The sequence below is a fragment of the Streptomyces caelestis genome (assembly GCF_014205255.1).
Lineage (GTDB): Bacteria > Actinomycetota > Actinomycetes > Streptomycetales > Streptomycetaceae > Streptomyces > Streptomyces caelestis.
The window spans coordinates 5,860,738-5,877,982 of record NZ_JACHNE010000001.1; the positions used below are offsets into that span (position 1 = coordinate 5,860,738).

The 17,245-nt window shown below is 71.0% G+C and carries 13 protein-coding genes; 7 read left to right on the plus strand and 6 right to left on the minus strand.

Going from position 1 to position 17,245, the window contains the following annotated elements:
- Positions 1-30: 30 nt before the first annotated feature.
- The 4 genes from HDA41_RS27000 to HDA41_RS27015 form a co-directional block, all read right to left on the minus strand.
- Positions 31-3,849: a multifunctional oxoglutarate decarboxylase/oxoglutarate dehydrogenase thiamine pyrophosphate-binding subunit/dihydrolipoyllysine-residue succinyltransferase subunit gene (locus HDA41_RS27000; protein WP_184988013.1), complete on the minus strand. Its 3,819-nt coding sequence runs from the start codon at positions 3,847-3,849 to the stop codon at positions 31-33.
- Between the two features lie 281 nt (positions 3,850-4,130).
- Entirely contained in the window at positions 4,131-5,243 is a 1,113-nt protein-coding gene (locus HDA41_RS27005; RefSeq protein WP_184988015.1) for a sensor histidine kinase, read from the minus strand.
- Entirely contained in the window at positions 5,240-5,980 is a 741-nt protein-coding gene (locus tag HDA41_RS27010) for a response regulator transcription factor (RefSeq protein ID WP_010040369.1), read from the minus strand. Before HDA41_RS27010 ends, HDA41_RS27005 begins: the two co-directional genes overlap by 4 nt.
- A 124-nt stretch (positions 5,981-6,104) precedes the next feature.
- Positions 6,105-6,782, minus strand: coding sequence for a spermidine synthase family protein (locus HDA41_RS27015; RefSeq protein WP_184988017.1), 678 nt, complete (start codon positions 6,780-6,782; stop codon positions 6,105-6,107).
- 171 nt (positions 6,783-6,953) lie between these two features.
- Between HDA41_RS27015 and HDA41_RS27020 the strand changes: the two genes are divergently transcribed.
- A complete protein-coding gene (locus HDA41_RS27020) occupies positions 6,954-7,781 on the plus strand; it encodes a rhomboid-like protein (protein WP_184988019.1) in 828 nt (275 codons plus the stop codon).
- A gap of 12 nt (positions 7,782-7,793) precedes the next feature.
- Here HDA41_RS27020 and HDA41_RS27025 read toward each other — a convergent pair whose 3' ends face one another.
- On the minus strand, positions 7,794-8,441 hold the full coding sequence (locus HDA41_RS27025; RefSeq protein ID WP_184988021.1) for a GNAT family N-acetyltransferase: 648 nt from the start codon (positions 8,439-8,441) through the stop codon (positions 7,794-7,796).
- A 175-nt stretch (positions 8,442-8,616) separates the two neighbouring features.
- Here HDA41_RS27025 and lon point away from each other — a divergent pair, with 175 nt between their 5' ends.
- The gene (gene lon / locus HDA41_RS27030; protein ID WP_184988023.1) at positions 8,617-11,031 is read left to right on the plus strand and encodes an endopeptidase La; all 2,415 of its coding nucleotides are present in this window, start codon (positions 8,617-8,619) and stop codon (positions 11,029-11,031) included.
- A gap of 172 nt (positions 11,032-11,203) precedes the next feature.
- A complete protein-coding gene (locus HDA41_RS27035; RefSeq protein ID WP_184988025.1) occupies positions 11,204-11,695 on the plus strand; it encodes a MarR family winged helix-turn-helix transcriptional regulator in 492 nt (163 codons plus the stop codon).
- A 36-nt stretch (positions 11,696-11,731) separates the two neighbouring features.
- Here HDA41_RS27035 and HDA41_RS27040 read toward each other — a convergent pair whose 3' ends face one another.
- Positions 11,732-12,517, minus strand: a complete 786-nt coding sequence (locus HDA41_RS27040) for a protein phosphatase 2C domain-containing protein (protein WP_184988027.1) — start codon at positions 12,515-12,517, stop codon at positions 11,732-11,734.
- A 357-nt stretch (positions 12,518-12,874) separates the two neighbouring features.
- On the opposite strand from HDA41_RS27040, the gene HDA41_RS27045 reads away from it, so the two are divergent.
- From HDA41_RS27045 to HDA41_RS27060, 4 genes are read left to right on the plus strand one after another with little or no spacing between them, the layout of a single operon-like run.
- Entirely contained in the window at positions 12,875-15,673 is a 2,799-nt protein-coding gene (locus tag HDA41_RS27045; protein WP_221511609.1) for a sensor histidine kinase, read from the plus strand.
- Positions 15,670-16,194 (plus strand): roadblock/LC7 domain-containing protein, encoded by a 525-nt coding sequence (locus HDA41_RS27050; RefSeq protein WP_184988029.1) that lies wholly within the window; start codon positions 15,670-15,672, stop codon positions 16,192-16,194. The genes HDA41_RS27045 and HDA41_RS27050 overlap by 4 nt, the downstream gene beginning before the upstream one ends.
- Positions 16,191-16,613, plus strand: a complete 423-nt coding sequence (locus HDA41_RS27055) for a DUF742 domain-containing protein (protein ID WP_059419369.1) — start codon at positions 16,191-16,193, stop codon at positions 16,611-16,613. Before HDA41_RS27050 ends, HDA41_RS27055 begins: the two co-directional genes overlap by 4 nt.
- A complete protein-coding gene (locus tag HDA41_RS27060; RefSeq protein ID WP_184988031.1) occupies positions 16,594-17,241 on the plus strand; it encodes a GTP-binding protein in 648 nt (215 codons plus the stop codon). The genes HDA41_RS27055 and HDA41_RS27060 overlap by 20 nt, the downstream gene beginning before the upstream one ends.
- Positions 17,242-17,245: the final 4 nt, after the last annotated feature.

Sequence of the window (17,245 nt, forward strand, 5' to 3'; positions counted from 1 at the left end):
GGCCCGGTCACACAGGACGCGCGAGGGCGATTACGCCTCGAACACCTCACGCACCAGCTGCTCCTGCTCGGCCTGGTGCCGCTTCGCGGAACCCACCGCCGGGGACGAGCCGTGCGGGCGCGAGATGCGCCGCAGCCGCTCGCCGTGCGGGACGTCCGCGCCGACCGCCAGGTCCAGGTGGTCGATCAGGTTGAGCGCGATGAACGGCCAGGCACCCTGGTTCGCCGGCTCCTCCTGGGCCCACAGGTACTTCTCGGCGTTCGGGTACTTCTTGATCTCCGCCTGGAGCTCGGCACCCGGCAGCGGGTACAGGCGCTCGATGCGGATGATCGCCGTGTCCGTGACGCCGCGCTTCTGACGCTCGGCCTCCAGGTCGTAGTAGACCTTGCCGGCGCAGAAGACGACCTTCTTGACCGCGGCCGGGTCGACCGAGGCGTCACCGATGACCGGGCGGAACTGGCCCGTCGTGAACTCCTCCGCCTTCGCCGCCGCCGCCTTCAGGCGCAGCATCGACTTCGGCGTGAAGACCACCAGCGGCTTGTGGTGCGGGTTGTGCACCTGCCACCGCAGGAGGTGGAAGTAGTTCGACGGCGACGTCGGCATGGCGACCGTCATGTTGTTCTGGGCGCACATCTGCAGGAAGCGCTCCGGACGGGCCGAGGAGTGGTCCGGGCCCTGGCCCTCGTAGCCGTGCGGCAGGAGCAGGACGACGCCGGAGGTCTGGGCCCACTTCTGCTCGGCCGACGAGATGAACTCGTCCACGACCGTCTGCGCGCCGTTGACGAAGTCGCCGAACTGCGCCTCCCACATCACGAGCGCCTCGGGGCGGGCCAGCGAGTAGCCGTACTCGAAGCCCATCGCCGCGTACTCGGACAGCAGGGAGTTGTAGACGTTGAGCCGCGCCTGGTCCTCGGAGAGGTACTGCAGCGGCGTGTACTCCTCGCCGGTGCTGCGGTCGATGATGACCGCGTGGCGCTGGCCGAACGTACCGCGCTGCGAGTCCTGGCCCGCCAGGCGGACCGGGACGCCCTCCAGCAGGAGGGAGCCGATCGCGAGGGTCTCGCCCATGCCCCAGTCGATGGTGCCGTCCTCGACCATCGCCGCCCGGCGCTGCAGCTGCGGCAGCAGACGCGGGTGGACGGTGATGTGGTCGGGGATGTTGACCTGGGACTCGGCGATCCGCTTGACGACCTCCGTGGTCACCGCGGTGTTCACGGCGACCGGGAACTCGGCCTGCGGGTCGGTGGGCTCCACGGCGGCCGGCTGCGAGGTGGCCTCGCGGACCTCCGTGAAGACCTTCTCCAGCTGGCCCTGGTAGTCCTGGAGCGCCTGCTCGGCCTCTTCCAGGGTGATGTCGCCGCGACCGATGAGGGACTCGGTGTAGAGCTTGCGCACCGAGCGCTTCTTGTCGATCAGGTCGTACATCAGCGGCTGGGTGAAGGCCGGGTTGTCCGACTCGTTGTGACCGCGGCGGCGGTAGCAGATGAGGTCGATCACCACGTCCTTGTTGAACGCCTGGCGGAACTCGAAGGCCAGGCGGGCCACGCGGACCACGGCCTCCGGGTCGTCGCCGTTCACGTGGAAGATCGGGGCCTCGATCATGCGGGCCACGTCCGTGGCGTACATGGAGGAGCGGGACGACTCGGGAGCCGCCGTGAAGCCGACCTGGTTGTTGATGACGATGTGGACCGTACCGCCGGTGCGGTAGCCGCGCAGCTGCGACATGTTCAGGGTCTCGGCCACCACGCCCTGGCCCGCGAAGGCCGCGTCGCCGTGGATCGCCACCGGCAGGACCGTGAAGTCCGTGCCGCCCTTGTTGATGATGTCCTGCTTGGCGCGGGAGACGCCCTCCAGGACCGGGTCGACCGCCTCCAGGTGGGACGGGTTCGCGACCAGGCTGACCTTGATCTGCTCGCCGTCGAGGCCGGTGAAGGTGCCCTCGGCGCCCAGGTGGTACTTCACGTCGCCGGAGCCGTGCATCGACTTCGGGTCGAGGTTGCCCTCGAACTCGCGGAAGATCTGCGCGTAGGACTTGCCGACGATGTTGGCGAGGACGTTCAGACGGCCGCGGTGGGCCATGCCGACGACGACCTCGTCGAGGCGGGACTCGGCGGCCGAGTCCAGCACCGCGTCGAGCAGCGGGATGACGGACTCGCCGCCCTCCAGGGAGAAGCGCTTCTGGCCGACGTACTTCGTCTGCAGGAAGGTCTCGAAGGCCTCCGCCGCGTTCAGTCGGCGCAGGATGCGCAGCTGCTCCTCGCGCTCCGGCTTGGAGTGCGGGCGCTCCACCCGGTCCTGGATCCACTTGCGCTGCTTCGGGTCCTGGATGTGCATGAACTCGATGCCGGTGGTGCGGCAGTACGAGTCGCGCAGGACACCGAGGATGTCGCGCAGCTTCATCATCGACTTGCCGGCGAAGCCGCCGACGGCGAACTCGCGCTCCAGGTCCCACAGGGTGAGCCCGTGCTCGGTGATGTCCAGGTCGGGGTGCTTGCGCTGCTGGTACTCCAGCGGGTCGGTGTCGGCCATGACGTGGCCGCGGACCCGGTAGGAGTGGATCAGCTCGAAGACGCGGGCGGCCTTCGTGACGTCGTCGTCGTGGCTGGCGTCGATGTCCTTGAGCCAGCGGACCGGCTCGTAGGGGATGCGCAGCGCCTCGAAGATGTCGTCGTAGAAGCCGTTCTCACCGAGGAGGAGGTTCGCGACGATCCGCAGGAACTCACCGGAGGCGGCGCCCTGGATCACCCGGTGGTCGTAGGTCGACGTGAGCGTCATGACCTTCGAGATGCCGAGCTTGTTCAGCGTGTCCTGGGACGTGCCCTGGAACTCCGCCGGGTAGTCCATCGAACCGACGCCCATGATCACCGACTGGCCGGGCATCAGACGCGGCACGGAGTGGACGGTGCCGAGGCCGCCGGGGTTGGTCAGGGAGACCGTCACACCCGTGAAGTCGTCCATGCCCAGCTTGCCGTCGCGGGCGCGGCGGACGATGTCCTCGTAGGCCTGCCAGAACTCGAAGAAGTTCAGCGTCTCGGCCTTCTTGATGCCCGCGACCACGAGCTGACGGTCGCCGTTGGGCTTGACCAGGTCGATGGCGAGGCCGAAGTTGATGTGCTCCGGCTTGACCAGGGTCGGCTTGCCGTCCTTCTCCGTGAAGGAGTAGTTCATCGACGGCATGGCCTTGATGGCCTGCACCATCGCGTAGCCGATCAGGTGCGTGAAGGAGATCTTCCCGCCCCGGGCGCGCTTCAGGTGGTTGTTGATGACGATGCGGTTGTCGAAGAGCAGCTTCACCGGGACCGCGCGCACGGACGTGGCCGTGGGCACCTCCAGGGAGGCGTTCATGTTCTTCGCGACCGCGGCGGCGGGGCCGCGCAGCACGACCTGCTCGGGGCCCGAGGGGGCCTCACCGGAGGGCTCGGCCTTCTTCGGGGCGGCGGCAGGCTTGGCCGCGGCCGGCTTCGCGGCGGCCGGGGCCGCCTTCGCCGGAGCGGGGGCCGGGGCCTGCGCGGCGGGCTTCGCCTGAGCCGGAGCCGGCGCGGCGGCGGGCTTCTCGGCCGCCGGGGCGGGGGCCTGGGCCGGGGCGGCCTGGGCCGCCGGCTGAGCGGTGGTGGTTCCCGCGGCCCCCGCGGCCGCGGTACCCGCCGGAGCCGAGGCGGCAGCGCCGCCCGGCTTGTAGTCGGCGAAGAAGTCCCACCAGGCTCGGTCTACCGAATTCGGGTCCTGGAGGTACTGCTGATAGATCTCGTCGACGAGCCACTCGTTGGCACCGAACGACGCGGCGGGGTTCTTCCCCGCTTGGTCGGTGTCGGTCGAGATGCTCGAGTTACTGGGGGACTGTGGCGACACGGCGGCAACCGCCCTCTTCCGCTTCACAAGATGATGGACAGCGGGAATCAAGGCTACGCCTCCCGGACCGGGTAGGTCAGGCCGGGCCCGTTCAACGTCGCGCAAGTCACATCTGAGAGTGTGTTTCGGGGCTTGAAATGGCGGGAAACAAGCGTGGTTCCGCTTAAAGAGGGAAGGGCTCGGCAGGGCCTCACGCACCGAAGGTGCGGGCCTGTGCCTGATCACACGTGTCCGTCAGCGCGGACGCCCATGGATCTTGTGGCTCCGCTTCGAACTTTACGTCAACTTGGCACAGATGGAAGTCCCGGAAGAGTGACAAGAATCCGGCAACCTCGCTCGGATTCAGCCACTCCGATGCGCCCGCCGTGCAGATCCACCGCCCAGCGGGCGATCGCCAGGCCGAGACCCGTGCCGCCGTCACTGCCCGGGCCCTGCGGCCGCTTGGCGTTGCCGCGGTTGAACCGCTCGAAGACGCGGTGCCACTCGGACTTCGGAATGCCGGGGCCCTCGTCCAGCACCTCCAGCTCCAGCGACTCCGGCAGCGCGCCGCGCCGCGCCTTGACCGTCACACGGCCGTGCGGCGGGCTGTGCTTGACCGCGTTGTCGATGAGGTTGGCCACGACCTGGTGGATGCGCTCCGGGTCGGCGTGCGCGGTCAACTCCGGCGGGTGGACGTCGAGGTGCAGATGGACGTCCGTACGGGTGTGGCTGCCCGAGCCGGTGGCGATGCCCGCGCGCACGGAGGCGACCATGTTGGCCTCCTTCAGCACGCCGGACAGATACGGCCACACCTCGAACCGCCGCTGTTTCAGCGGGACGACGCCGTTGTCCAGCCGGGACAGGTCCAGCAGCGTCTCCACCAGCCGGCCGAGCCGCTCGGTCTGCTTCAGCGCCGTGCGCATCGTCTCGGGGTCGGCCTGCGTGACACCGTCGACGATGTTCTCCAGGACCGCGCGCAGCCCCGCGATGGGCGTGCGCAGCTCGTGCGAGACGTTCGCCACCAGCTCCTTGCGCTGGCTGTCCTGGGCCTCCAGCTCGTCGGCCATGGCGTTGATCGTCACGGCCAGGTCGCCCAGTTCGTCACGGCGGTTCTCCCGCACCCGGCGGGTGTAGTCGCCCTGCGAGATGGAACGGGCCACGGCCGTCATCTCATCCAGCGGTGCGGTGAGTGAATGGGCCACGAACTGCGTAATGAGCAGTGTGGCGATCATCGAGAAGACCGTGATGAAGCGCAGCTCCGTCTTCGTGTGCACCGCGATCACCGACAGGCCCGTGGTGATCAGCACCGAGATGACGACCAGCGCGCCCAGCTTGGTCTTGATCGAGAACGGGCTCACCCCGCCCCAGGCTTCCGGATCCCCGGGGCCTCTCCGTGCTCCCGGCCCGCCGCTCATGGTGTCGGGGTCTCCAGGGCGTAGCCGACGCCGTGCACCGTACGGATCCGCTCGGCGCCGATCTTCCGGCGCAGCGCCTTGATGTGGCTGTCGACCGTGCGGGTGCCGGAGGCGTCCGCCCAGTCCCAGACCTCCGCGAGCAGCTGCTCGCGCGAGAGCACCGCGCGCGGGGTGTTCGCCAGGCACACCAGCAGGTCGAACTCGGTCGGCGTGAGGTGAACATCCTCACTGCGCACCCGGACCCGGCGCTGCGCGTGGTCGATCTCCAGCTCGCCGAGGCGCAGGATGCCGCTGCGGGGCGTCGCGGCGGCCAGCGCTGCCCGCTCCACACGGCGCAGCAGCACGTGTACGCGCGCCGCCAACTCCCGCATCGAGAAAGGCTTCGTCATGTAGTCGTCGGCACCGACGCCGAGACCGACCAGCATGTCGGTCTCGTCGTCGCGCGCGGTGAGCATCAGCACCGGCACCGGCCGGGCGGCCTGCACGCGCCGGCAGACCTCCAGACCGTCGAAGCCGGGCAGCATGATGTCGAGGATCAGCAGGTCGGGCTGCCAGGCCTCGGCCGTGTCGACGGCGGCCGGGCCGTCACCCGCTGTTTGCACGAGGAATCCCTCGGCTCGCAGGCGGGTCGCGATGGCGTCCACGATCGTCGCGTCGTCCTCGACCACCAGAACCCGGCGCTGTGCGCCCGGAGTAGCCGTCGCCGAACCGTTGTGGGAGGTGTGTGTCTGCTCCATCGCCCGCCCCTGGGGTGTGCTTTCCGGAATCAGTGGGGTGATCCCTCGGTCTGCGCATGGTTGCGATTGACGCTTGAATGATCGGCGTCAGGGGAGCAGCGTACGGGGAGGCAGCACACCTTTGCTATCCAGGGCGGATGCCGAGGTGCACGACGTCCGGAACGCCCCGGGCAACCCTGATCTCTTCGGTACGCACCTGCTGGAACCCGGCATTCCACAAGGTTTCTTCGAATTCCGGAGAGGGCTGGGCCGACCAGACGGCGAGCACCCCGCCGGGCCTCAACACCCTTGCGCAGCTTGCCAGTCCGGCCTCTCCGTAGAGATTTCCGTTGCCCTCCGTGACGGTCCAGTCGGGTCCGTTGTCGATGTCGAGGCACAGGGCGTCGTACGTGGCGAATGTCTCATTGACGTAGGCCACGAGATCGGCTTCGACGATTTTCGTGCGGGGATCGGCGAGGGCCTCGGCGGAGAACGCGGAGAGCGGGCCGTCGCGATGCCATTCGACGATCGCGTGCTCGCGTTCCACGACCGTGATCGCTCCCCAGCGCGGGTCCGCCGCCGCGTGGGCGAGGGAGAAACCGACGCCGAGTCCGCCGATCAGCACGTCCGGACGGTCCCGGCCGGCCAGGGCGTCCAGGGCCGCGTCGACCAGCCGCCGCTCCGAGCGGCCGTCGGAGGTGTCCATCAGGAAACAGCCGTTCGCGATGATCTCCAGCCGGTCACCGTGCCGTCGCAGCACGACCTCGCCGTGCGGGCCCTCGCGACGGTCCAGCACATGGGGAATGTCGTTCCAGGTGGGCATCCGGGCATCCTGGCAGGTGGGGGCGTCCGGCGCCAAGGATCAGGGAGCGGCCGGCGGGGGACGCGGTGCGCTGCTGTCGGGTTGCTGTGAATCCGCTCTCGCGTGGCGCCCGTCACAGACAGGGAGCGGAGGTGCGCGAAGTCTGGGGCGGGACGGAAGGAGCGCCCGATCGTGGAACGCACCGCGCCGGCCGAAGAGACGGCCACGCCGACGCCGGCGGGCGCGCCCGTTGACGACGTCTCGGGGCTGCTGGACGGAGTGCCGCGGCAGCGGGCCGGCGGCCGGAAGCCATGCGGGAGCGTGACCCCGGGCGTACCGGAGCCCACCGCGGCGGGGAAGCCCCGGCCTCGGCTCCGGGCGCTGCGGCCCTGGCGGCTGCTCCCCACTCCCACGGGCACACCGTTCACGTTCGGCTACGCGATCGTCCTCTGCGTCACCTCGCTGGTCTCCGCCTACGCGGACCCCGCCCTGGTGCACGCCCTGCTCCAGGGCTCCAGTACGGATGTGGCGCACCTGGTGCGGACGCCGGAGCTGGTGCTGGTCGGCAGTGCGCTGTGGCTCGCGGGCGGGGTGGCCTCGCCGTTCGCGATCGGGTTCGTGCTCGTGCTGACCGCGCTGGAGCGGCGGATCGGTGGTCTGCGCACGGCCGGTGTCTTCCTGCTCGGGCACGTCCTCGCCACCCTGGCGACCGAGGTCCCGGTCGGGCTCGCGGTGCTGGCCGGGCAGCTCCCCGGGAGTTCGCTGCACCGGCTCGACTACGGCGTCAGCTTCGGCGTCGCCGCCGGCACCGGCGCCCTGGCCGGACTGCTGCCGCTCTGGCTGCGGGTGCCGCTGCTGGCCGGCTTCGGCGGGATGCTGCTCCAGGACCTGCTCGCCTTCACCGACCCGATGACGAACTGGGGGCATCTGATCGCCCTGGCCATCGGGGTCGCGACCTGGCCGGTGGTTCGGCGGTGGCAGGGGAGGCGCGCCGGTTCCCCCGGACCGGTCCGCGGCTGAAGGCGAGGCCGTTCAGGTCCGCGGGCCGTGCTTCGCACTGGTCAGCAGGGCCGCCACCTCCCAGCCCAGCGCCTCGTAGAGCCCGCGGCCCGCGGGCGTACCGGCGAGGACGCCGGTCCGTGCCCCCTGCCGGACGGCGGCGTTCTGCAGCGTGCGCATGACGAGGCTGCCGAGTCCCTTGCGGCGGTACTCGGGGGCCGTCTCGATCTGGTCGGCGACGGCGGTGGCGCCGGTCGGGGCGATCTGGCCGCGCGCCGCCAGCGAACCGTCCGGAGCGGCCACCATCACCCGCGTCACTCCGCCGCGCGACCAGCCGCGCAGCCGGTAGCCGTCGGGCACGTCCGGAGCGTCCCCCGGGGTCAGCGGGACCGTCATCAGATAACCGGGCTCGGGGTCGATCCACCAGCTGTCGTCCAGCCAGCCGGCGACCACCGAGGGGTCCCGGAACGCCTTCAGCCACACCCCGGCCCCGGTCACCGCGCCGGCCACCTTGCGGACGGCCGTCTCGTCGAGGTCGTCGCCGGTCGCGCCGAAGACATGCCGGGTGACGTGTCCGTTCGTCCCCACGTCGATCGTGCAGCCCCAAGGCTCGGCCACGGGCGGAGCCGCCCCGCGCGACACGACCCACCCGTCCACCCACGCCTGCACTGTTCTGTCCACGCCGCCCCCTGGTAATAGGCACCTGCCGTATTGATCTATTACCTGACTGACTCTACGGCCGCGATCGCCCCTGAGGTCACCGTCGATCGCTCACAGCGAACGGCCGGTGGGGAACATCCGGCGACTCCCGTGCATTGAGTCGGCATAGCTCAACTTGACTGCCGAAGGGGAGATCATGGCTTCGACGTCCACACCACTCACCCTGCCCGTGCTGCCGCTCGACGGCGAGGTCGTGCTGCCCGGGATGGTGGTCCCGCTGGACCTCAGCGACTCCGAGGTCCGTGCCGCGGTGGAGGCCGCCCAGGCCGCTGCTCGGACAACGCCCGGAAAGCCCCGGGTACTCCTGGTCCCACGCATCGACGGCACGTACGCGAACACCGGTGTCCTCGGCACCGTCGAGCAGGTCGGGCGGCTCGCCGACGGCGACCCCGGTGCGCTGATCCGCGGCCGGGGGCGGGTGAGGATCGGTGCGGGGACCACGGGCCCCGGCGCGGCCCTCTGGGTCGAGGGCACCAGCGTCGACGAGACCGTGCCGGAGCCGCTGCCCGGGCAGGTCGCCGAACTGGTCAAGGAGTACAAGGCCCTGGCCACCGCCTGGCTGCGCAAGCGCGGCGCCTGGCAGGTCGTCGATCGCGTGCAGGCCATCGACGACGTCTCGGCGCTCGCCGACAACTCCGGCTACTCGCCCTTCCTGACCACCGATCAGAAGGTCGAGCTGCTGGAGACCGCCGACCCGGTGGCCCGGCTGAAGCTCGCCACCCAGCAGCTGCGCGACCACCTCGCCGAGCAGGACGTGGCCGAGTCCATCGCCAAGGACGTCCAGGAGGGCGTCGACAAGCAGCAGCGCGAGTTCCTGCTGCGGCGTCAGCTGGAAGCGGTCCGCAAGGAGCTGCGCGAGCTGAACGGCGAGCAGGAGGGCGAGGAGTCCGACGACTACCGCGCCCGGGTGGAGGCCGCCGACCTGCCCGAGAAGGTCCGCGAGGCCGCGCTCAAGGAGGTCGACAAGCTGGAGCGGTCCTCCGACCAGTCGCCCGAGGGCTCGTGGATCCGCACCTGGCTCGACACGGTCCTGGAGATGCCGTGGAACGAGCGCACCGAGGACGCGTACGACATCCAGGGCGCCCAGTCCGTCCTCGACGCCGAGCACGCGGGCCTTCAGGACGTGAAGGAGCGGATCACCGAGTACCTGGCGGTGCGCAAGCGGCGTACCGACCGGGGGCTGGGCGTGGTCGGCGGGCGGCGCGGCGGTGCCGTGCTCGCGCTCGTCGGGCCCCCCGGCGTCGGCAAGACCAGCCTCGGTGAGTCCGTCGCCCACGCGATGGGCCGGAAGTTCGTGCGCGTCGCCCTCGGCGGCGTCCGCGACGAGGCCGAGATCCGTGGTCACCGGCGTACGTACGTCGGCGCGCTGCCCGGCCGGATCGTCCGGGCCATCAAGGAGGCCGGGTCGATGAACCCGGTCGTGCTGCTCGACGAGATCGACAAGGTGGGCTCGGACTTCCGGGGCGACCCGGCCGCCGCCCTGCTCGAAGTGCTCGACCCGGCGCAGAACCACACCTTCCGGGACCACTACCTGGAGGTCGAGCTGGATCTGTCGGACGTGGTCTTCCTCGCGACCGCCAACGTCCTGGAGGCCATCCCGGAGGCGCTGGCCGACCGGATGGAGATCGTCCGCCTGGACGGCTACACCGAGGACGAGAAGATCGTCATCGCCCGCGACCACCTGCTGCCGCGCCAGCTGGAGCGGGCCGGGCTCGACAAGGACGAGGTCACCCTCGACGAGGGCGCGCTGCGCAAGCTCGCCGGTGAGTACACGCGCGAGGCGGGCGTGCGCACCCTGGAGCGGTCGATCGCACGGCTGCTGCGCAAGGTCGCGGCCCAGCACGAACTGGGTGAGCGGGAGCTGCCGTTCACCGTCCGGGACGAGGACCTGCGCTCTCTGATCGGACGGCCGCACCACGTGCCCGAGTCCGCCCAGGACCCGGCCGAGCGCCGGACGTCCGTGCCGGGCGTGGCGACGGGCCTCGCGGTGACGGGCGCCGGCGGTGACGTGCTGTACGTCGAGGCGTCGCTGGCCGACCCGGAGACGGGCGCGGCCGGGCTGACCCTGACCGGTCAGCTGGGGGACGTGATGAAGGAGTCCGCGCAGATCGCACTGAGCTTCCTGCGCTCCCGCGGTGCCGAGCTGGAACTGCCGGTGGGCGATCTGAAGGACCGGGGCGTGCACATCCACTTCCCGGCGGGCGCGGTCCCCAAGGACGGCCCCAGCGCCGGCGTCACGATGACCACGGCCCTCGCCTCGCTCCTGTCCGGCCGTCTGGTCCGCACGGGCGTGGCGATGACCGGCGAGGTCTCGCTGACCGGCCGGGTCCTGCCGATCGGCGGCGTGAAGCAGAAGCTGCTGGCCGCCCACCGCGCCGGGGTCACCACCGTGATCATCCCCAAGCGCAACGAGCCCGACCTGGACGACGTCCCGGCGGAGGTGCTGGACAAGCTCGACGTCCACGCCGTCACCGACGTCCGCCAGGTCCTGGAGCTGGCGCTCGCGCCCGCCACCGCGGACGCGGCGCCGGAGGTTCCGGTGGCCGCGTGACCGAGGCCACCGGATGAGGGAAGGCCCGGGTCCCGTGAGGGAGGCCCGGGTCTTCACCATGTGGCGGCCCTGTGGACGCGCCCCCCTTGACCTGCGGAATACTTGCCGAGCTGCGGCGATGGTCGCGGGTGGCGGAAAATGCAGGTACCGGGACAACCGAGGCAGGGCTCACGTGCACCAGGACGGCAACGACGACGGACACCGGGACGCCTCTCTGGCCGGAACCGGTGTGGATCAGCCTGCCTTCCTGGCGCTGGAGCGGGAGCTGACCGTGCTGCTGCGGCGGGCCCGGGCCAGTCAGGGCGAGATGGCCAGGGAGGTCCACCCCGACCTGGAGTCGTCAGCGTACGGCCTGCTCGTACGGCTGGACGAGTGCGGCAAGCAGCGGGCCACCGAGCTCGCCGCCTACATCGGCGTCGGCAAGGCCACCATGTCCCGCCAGCTGCGCGCCCTGGAGGAACTCGGCCTGGTCGCCCGCGAGCCCGACCCCGCCGACGGACGCGCCTGGCTCGTCGCCCTCACCCAGGAGGGCCACGACCGGGTCAGCCGGGTGCGCGAGGCCCGCCGCGCCCGCTACGCCGGCCGCCTGGCCGACTGGGACACCCACGAGGTCACGGAACTGGCCCGGCTGCTGCACCAGCTCAACCGGGGTATGGAGAAGTAGCCCCCGGTTCCGGGTGTTGCAGAACTCACTGGGCGTTCAGAACTCGACGTACACGACCGTCGCGTCGTCGTGCGACTTGCCCCGGCCCGGGAAAGATCTGGCCGAATCCGCTCGCTCCAATGTCCGCACGCGGTCCACCAGCGCCTGCGGTCCCTCCTTGCGCATGAGCCGGAAGCAGTCCGTCCAGTCGCCCTCCTCGAACCTCTCCACCCAGCGGGTCGCCCCGTCCGTCAGCGCGGCCAGGGCGCGTACCTCCCGGCGGGGCAGGGTTCCGGTCACCGCCCGGCGGGACACCGAGGGATCGGCGGCCGCCGTGAAGAAGCCGCCCTCCTTGTTGCGGAGCGTGGAGTCCACCAGCGCGTCCGTGGCCAGGGCGGAGCGGGGGAGAAGAGCCAGACGGTCGTCGAGGAGGGGCGTCACCACGCCGTCCGGGGACTCCACGAGGAGAGCCGAGTCCGACAGGACCAGGTACTCCACCGTGGCCGGGGACCAGCGGGCCACGACCACCGTGGCCTGAGGTGTGCGGGGGTGAGAAAGGTCACAGGTTGAGGCATGTGCCTCGGCGGTACGCGCGATGGCGCGGGACAGGGTGTCGACCAGAGGGGCATCCGGGAGTGAAACGGTCAGTTCGGTCAGGGCTCCGCCGAGGCGCGCGGTGAACCAGGGGACGGAATGCAGACAACCCGCCCCGCCCTTCGGCGGCGTGACCCCGTCCAGGACGACGACCGAACCGCCCTGCCCGGAGGCCGGTAGTCCGACACTGACGAAGTCCTCGTTGGGGCGGTCCGCGTCTCCCGGTTCCGAGGCGAGTTCAGTACGCATCCAGCCAGTCTGCACGAGCCCTTCACGGGGTCCGCAAAAGGTTGGCAATGGTTGCCGGGCCGGTGCAGTCATGCAGGTCAGACGCCCCGTTTGGGGTGGAATGCTTTGTTCCGGGAAAGCGTGGTGGCGAATATTGCCACCGCCCGCCCACGGCGTCCAACCGGCCTGCCGCGCAAGGCCGCTGCAAGGGCCCAGCGGAACTTGCCCCTCAACTCCCCTCCGGGGTTCACTCCTTCGGGTGGCGGGTCAGGTGATGCGCGTGCGCTGCCCACCGGCGCTGGGAGGGTCGGGAAGTGTACCTGGAGTACGCACCAGTTGACGGAGCGTCATCCGGGCCCATGAGTTCACGAGTCAGGAATGCGAGCACCGGTGCAGAAGTCGCGGCCTCGTCGCACAGGCAAGCAGACGGCCCCCGTTCAGGGCGCTGAGCCGACGCCCCCCACCGGCAAGGGCCGCCCCACCCATGTGCGCAACCGGCTCATCGTCGCCGTGGCCGTGGTCGCCGCGGCCATCGCCGGTGCGGGCACCCCGTCCGTCCTCGCCGCCTCCGGGCAACTCCACGACTCGCACGAGCTGGTGACGCTCGCCGAGCAGACGCAGGACGCGCTCGCCCTCGCGCACTCCCTCGCCGACGAGCGCGACGACGTCACCTCCTACATCGCGGCCGGCCGCCCCAAGGCCAAGGCGCCCTCCGAGCAGCACAGCGCCCGCGTGGACCGGCAGGTCGAGGAGCTGCGGGCCGACACCGACACGCCCGCCTCGCTCCGCTCCGACCTCGATGCCATCGCGGCCGTGCGCCGGGCGGCGCTCACCGGCAAGAGCAGCGCTCTCGCAGCGCACCAGGCGTACTCCACCGCCATCACCGAACTCCACCGGCTCGCCGAGCACCTGGCGCAGCAGACGCCGCCCCGCGCCGGATCCGGCGGTTACGCCCTGGCCGAGCTGGACTCGGCCGTCCAGCAGGCCGCCGCGGCCCGGGGGCTGCTGCTCGCCGCCCTCAGCGTGCCCCGCAGCACCGGGACGGTCATCGACCCGGTCACCGGCCTGCCGACCGAGACCTCCACCTCCTCCGACGCCGACGCCCGGCAGCGCGACGCCCTGAGCGCCGCCGCCCAGCAGGCCCGGCTGCGCTCCGACGCGGCCCTGGCCGACTTCCGCGACACCGCGCCCAAGCAGGCCCGTACCTCGTTCGACAACACGGTCACCGGCACCGAGGTCAACTCCGCCGAGAAGTACCTCGCCACGCTCACCGACCAGCCGGCCCTGTCCAGCGGCGAACTCTCCACCAACGCCAGGAAGCTGGACGCGGCCCTCTCCGCCCGCGTCGACCTGATGCGCGGTGTGGAGTCCGCCCTCTACGACCGCCGCACCAAGGACCTGGAGGCCCTGCGCGACGACGACGTCACCGCGCTGGAGATCCGCATCGCGGTCCTCGGCGTCCTGATGCTGCTCGCCGTCGGTGTCGCCACGGGCATGGCCCGCAGCCTCACGCGTCCCCTCGCGGTCCTGCGCCTGGGCTCCAAGCGCCTGGCCGAGGCGGAGGTCCCGGCGGCCGAGGAACCCGTCAAGTTCACCGGCCGCAACGACGAGTTCGCCCAGGTCGTCCGCTCCGTCAACGCCCTGCACGCGCACGCCGTCGCGCTCACCGAGCGGATCACCACGCTGGAGTCCGACCGCAAGCACCTCGTCGGCCAGCGCCAGAAGATGGCCGACGCGCGCGAGGAACTGCGCGGCGAACTCGCCGAGTCCGCCGCCCAGCTGGAGCGGCTGCGCACGGCCATCGGCGGCACGTTCGTCAACCTCGCGCTGCGCACCCTCGGCCTGGTCGAGCGGCAACTGGCCGTCATCGAGAACCTGGAGGAGCGCGAGCAGGACCCGGACCGCCTCGCCACGCTGTTCAAGCTCGACCACTTCGCCACGGTCATGCGCCGGCACAGTGAGAACCTCCTCGTCCTCGCCGGCACCGAGCACGTCCAGCACGCCGCCGGGCCCGTGCCGCTCGTGGACGTCGTGCGCGCCGCGGTGAGCGAGATCGAACGGTACGAGCGGGTCCGCATCGCCGCGCTGCCGCCGCACGCGCACATCGCCGGGTTCGCCGCGGACGACCTGTCCCACCTGCTGGCCGAACTCCTGGAGAACGCCAGCTCGTTCTCGCCGCCCGACCTGCCCGTCGAGATCTCCGGCTGGCTGCTGGAGAACGGCGAGGTCATGCTCTCGGTCCAGGACGAGGGCATCGGCATGGCCGAGGACCGGCTGGAGCGCCTGAACGCCCGCCTGGCCGACTTCGACCCGGAGGCGCCGTACGACCAGGAGGGCGAGGACGGTCTCGGCCTCGGTCTGTACGTCGTGGCCCGCCTCGCCCACCGGCACGGTGTGCGCGTGCAGTTGCGCGAGCAGAAGCAGGGTGGTGTCGCGGCGGTCGTCGTCCTGCCCCGCACGCTGCTGGCGGCGGCCGCGCCCGCGGCCGTCCCGGCCTCCGGCCCGCTCTCCGGCACCGCCCACACCGTCGCGTTCCCCGGTGCCGACGCCGAGGCCAACTCCAACGTCCTGCACGGCCGCGCGAACAACGGGGACCCGCTGGTGGCGCTGGCGGAGAAGGCGGTACGGCGTGAGGAGGTCGTCGAGGAGGCCGCGCCGGCCGCGCCCGCGACAGAGGTGACGGCACCGGCGGAAACCCCTGCCGAGACCACGATGGAGCTGCTGGCCCCGATCCCGCAGGACGAGCCGGCCCCGGCGGAGCACGCGCCCGCGGCGGCCGACGGCGGATCCGCCCCGCAGGGGCCGCCCGCACCCGACGACGAAACCCGCACGGGGGGTGTGGGTGGGAACGAAACCGCCGATGGCGAAGCCGAGGCGGAACACGAACGCGCGCCTGACGACGAGGAGGACCGCGTCACCGACAAGGGCCTCCCCAAGCGCACGCCCAAGATCACCGCCCCCACCACCGCCCCACGCCAGCGGAGCGGCTCCGTGGACGCCGATGCCCTCCGCCGCCGCCTCGGCGGCTTCCGCCAGGGCGCCCAGGCCGGCTACCGCGAGGTGGAGGCGGAGATCGCCGAACAGACGGCCTCGCACCAGCGGCCGGACACCGGCACAGCAGGACCAGCTGAATCCGAAGAAGCCACGGGGGGCACAGTCGAGGAGGCAAGCAGTTGACCGCTCCCAGTACCTTCGGACTGATCGGACTGAGTAGTGAGGCCCGCAACCTGCACTGGCTGCTGACCAACCTCGTGGAGGAGGTGCCCGGCATCCTCTCGGTCGCGGTCGTCTCGTCCGACGGACTGCTCCTGCTGTCCTCCGACGACCACCGCAACCGGCAGGCCCGGGAGGCCCTCCAGGCCCGCGGGACCAAGCGGACCGGCCCGCGCCGCTCCGCCGCCGACCTGGCCACCATCGTCTCCGGCATCGGCAGCCTCACCGTCGGCGCCGCCAAGCTGATGGACTTCGGCGGGGTCCGGCACACGATGGTCGCGATGGACGAGGGCAGCCTGTTCGTGATGTCCATCAGCGACGGCTCGCTGCTCGGCGTCCACGGCTCCGCGGACTGCGACATGAGCGTGGTGGCGTACCACATGGCTCTGTTCGTGGGCCGTGCCGGCCACGTCCTGACGCCCGAACTCCGCAGCGAACTCCGGAAATCCCTGGAGGATTCCGAGACGACGGGGAGTGCCCGATGAGCAGCACGCCGAAGCAGCACCTCCCGGTCCGCGGCGGTGACCGCAAACCCGCCCGGGTCCGCCCCTACTCGCTCACCGGTGGCCGTACCCGCTTCGGCCACGTGCTCCTGGTGGAGACGTTCGTGGCGAGCACGGCCGCGCTCGACGCCCCGGAGGAGCGCAGGGAACTGACGAACGGCTCCCTGTCCACCCGCGTGATGCCGGAGCTGCGGGCCATCGTCGAACTGTGCCGCCGGATGCGTACGGTGGCCGAGATCGCCGCGCTGCTGAAGATGCCGCTCGGCGTGGTCCGCGTGCTCCTCAGCGACCTCGCGGACCAGGGAAAGATCCGTGTGTACGGGACGGGCACCGGCCATGGCACGGGCCGCCCGGACCGAGCTCTGCTGGAAAGGGTGCTGAGTGGACTCCGTCGTCTCTGACGCCGCTCACGGCGTCGCTGGTTCATCCCCGTCCGTCCAGCCCGGCGAGAGCATGCACGCCTGGGAGACGGACCGCACCCGTGCCCCCATCGCCACGAAGATCGTGGTGGCCGGCGGCTTCGGCGTGGGCAAGACCACGCTGGTCACCGCCGTCTCCGAGATCACGCCCCTCCAGACCGAGGCGCTGATGACGGAGGCGAGCGAGGCCACCGACGATCTCACCGCGACGCCGGGCAAGACCACCACCACCGTGGCCATGGACTTCGGGCGCATCACGCTCGACGACGACCTGGTGCTCTACCTGTTCGGCACGCCGGGCCAGCAGCGCTTCTGGTTCATGTGGGACGACATCGTGCGCGGCGCGATCGGCGCCGTCGTCCTGGCCGACACGCGCCGTCTGAAGGACTGCTTCCCGGTACTGGACTACTTCGAGAGCTCCGGACTGCCGTACGTGGTCGCGGTCAACCACTTCGACGGCAGCGAGCTGTTCGAGCCGGAGGACGTGCGGGAGGCCCTGACCATCCCGAAACGCATACCTGTCATGATCATGGACGCGCGTCGCCGGATCTCCGTGATCGAGACCCTCCTGGCCCTGGTGGGCCACGCGCTCGACGAAACCCCCGAGTAGAGGA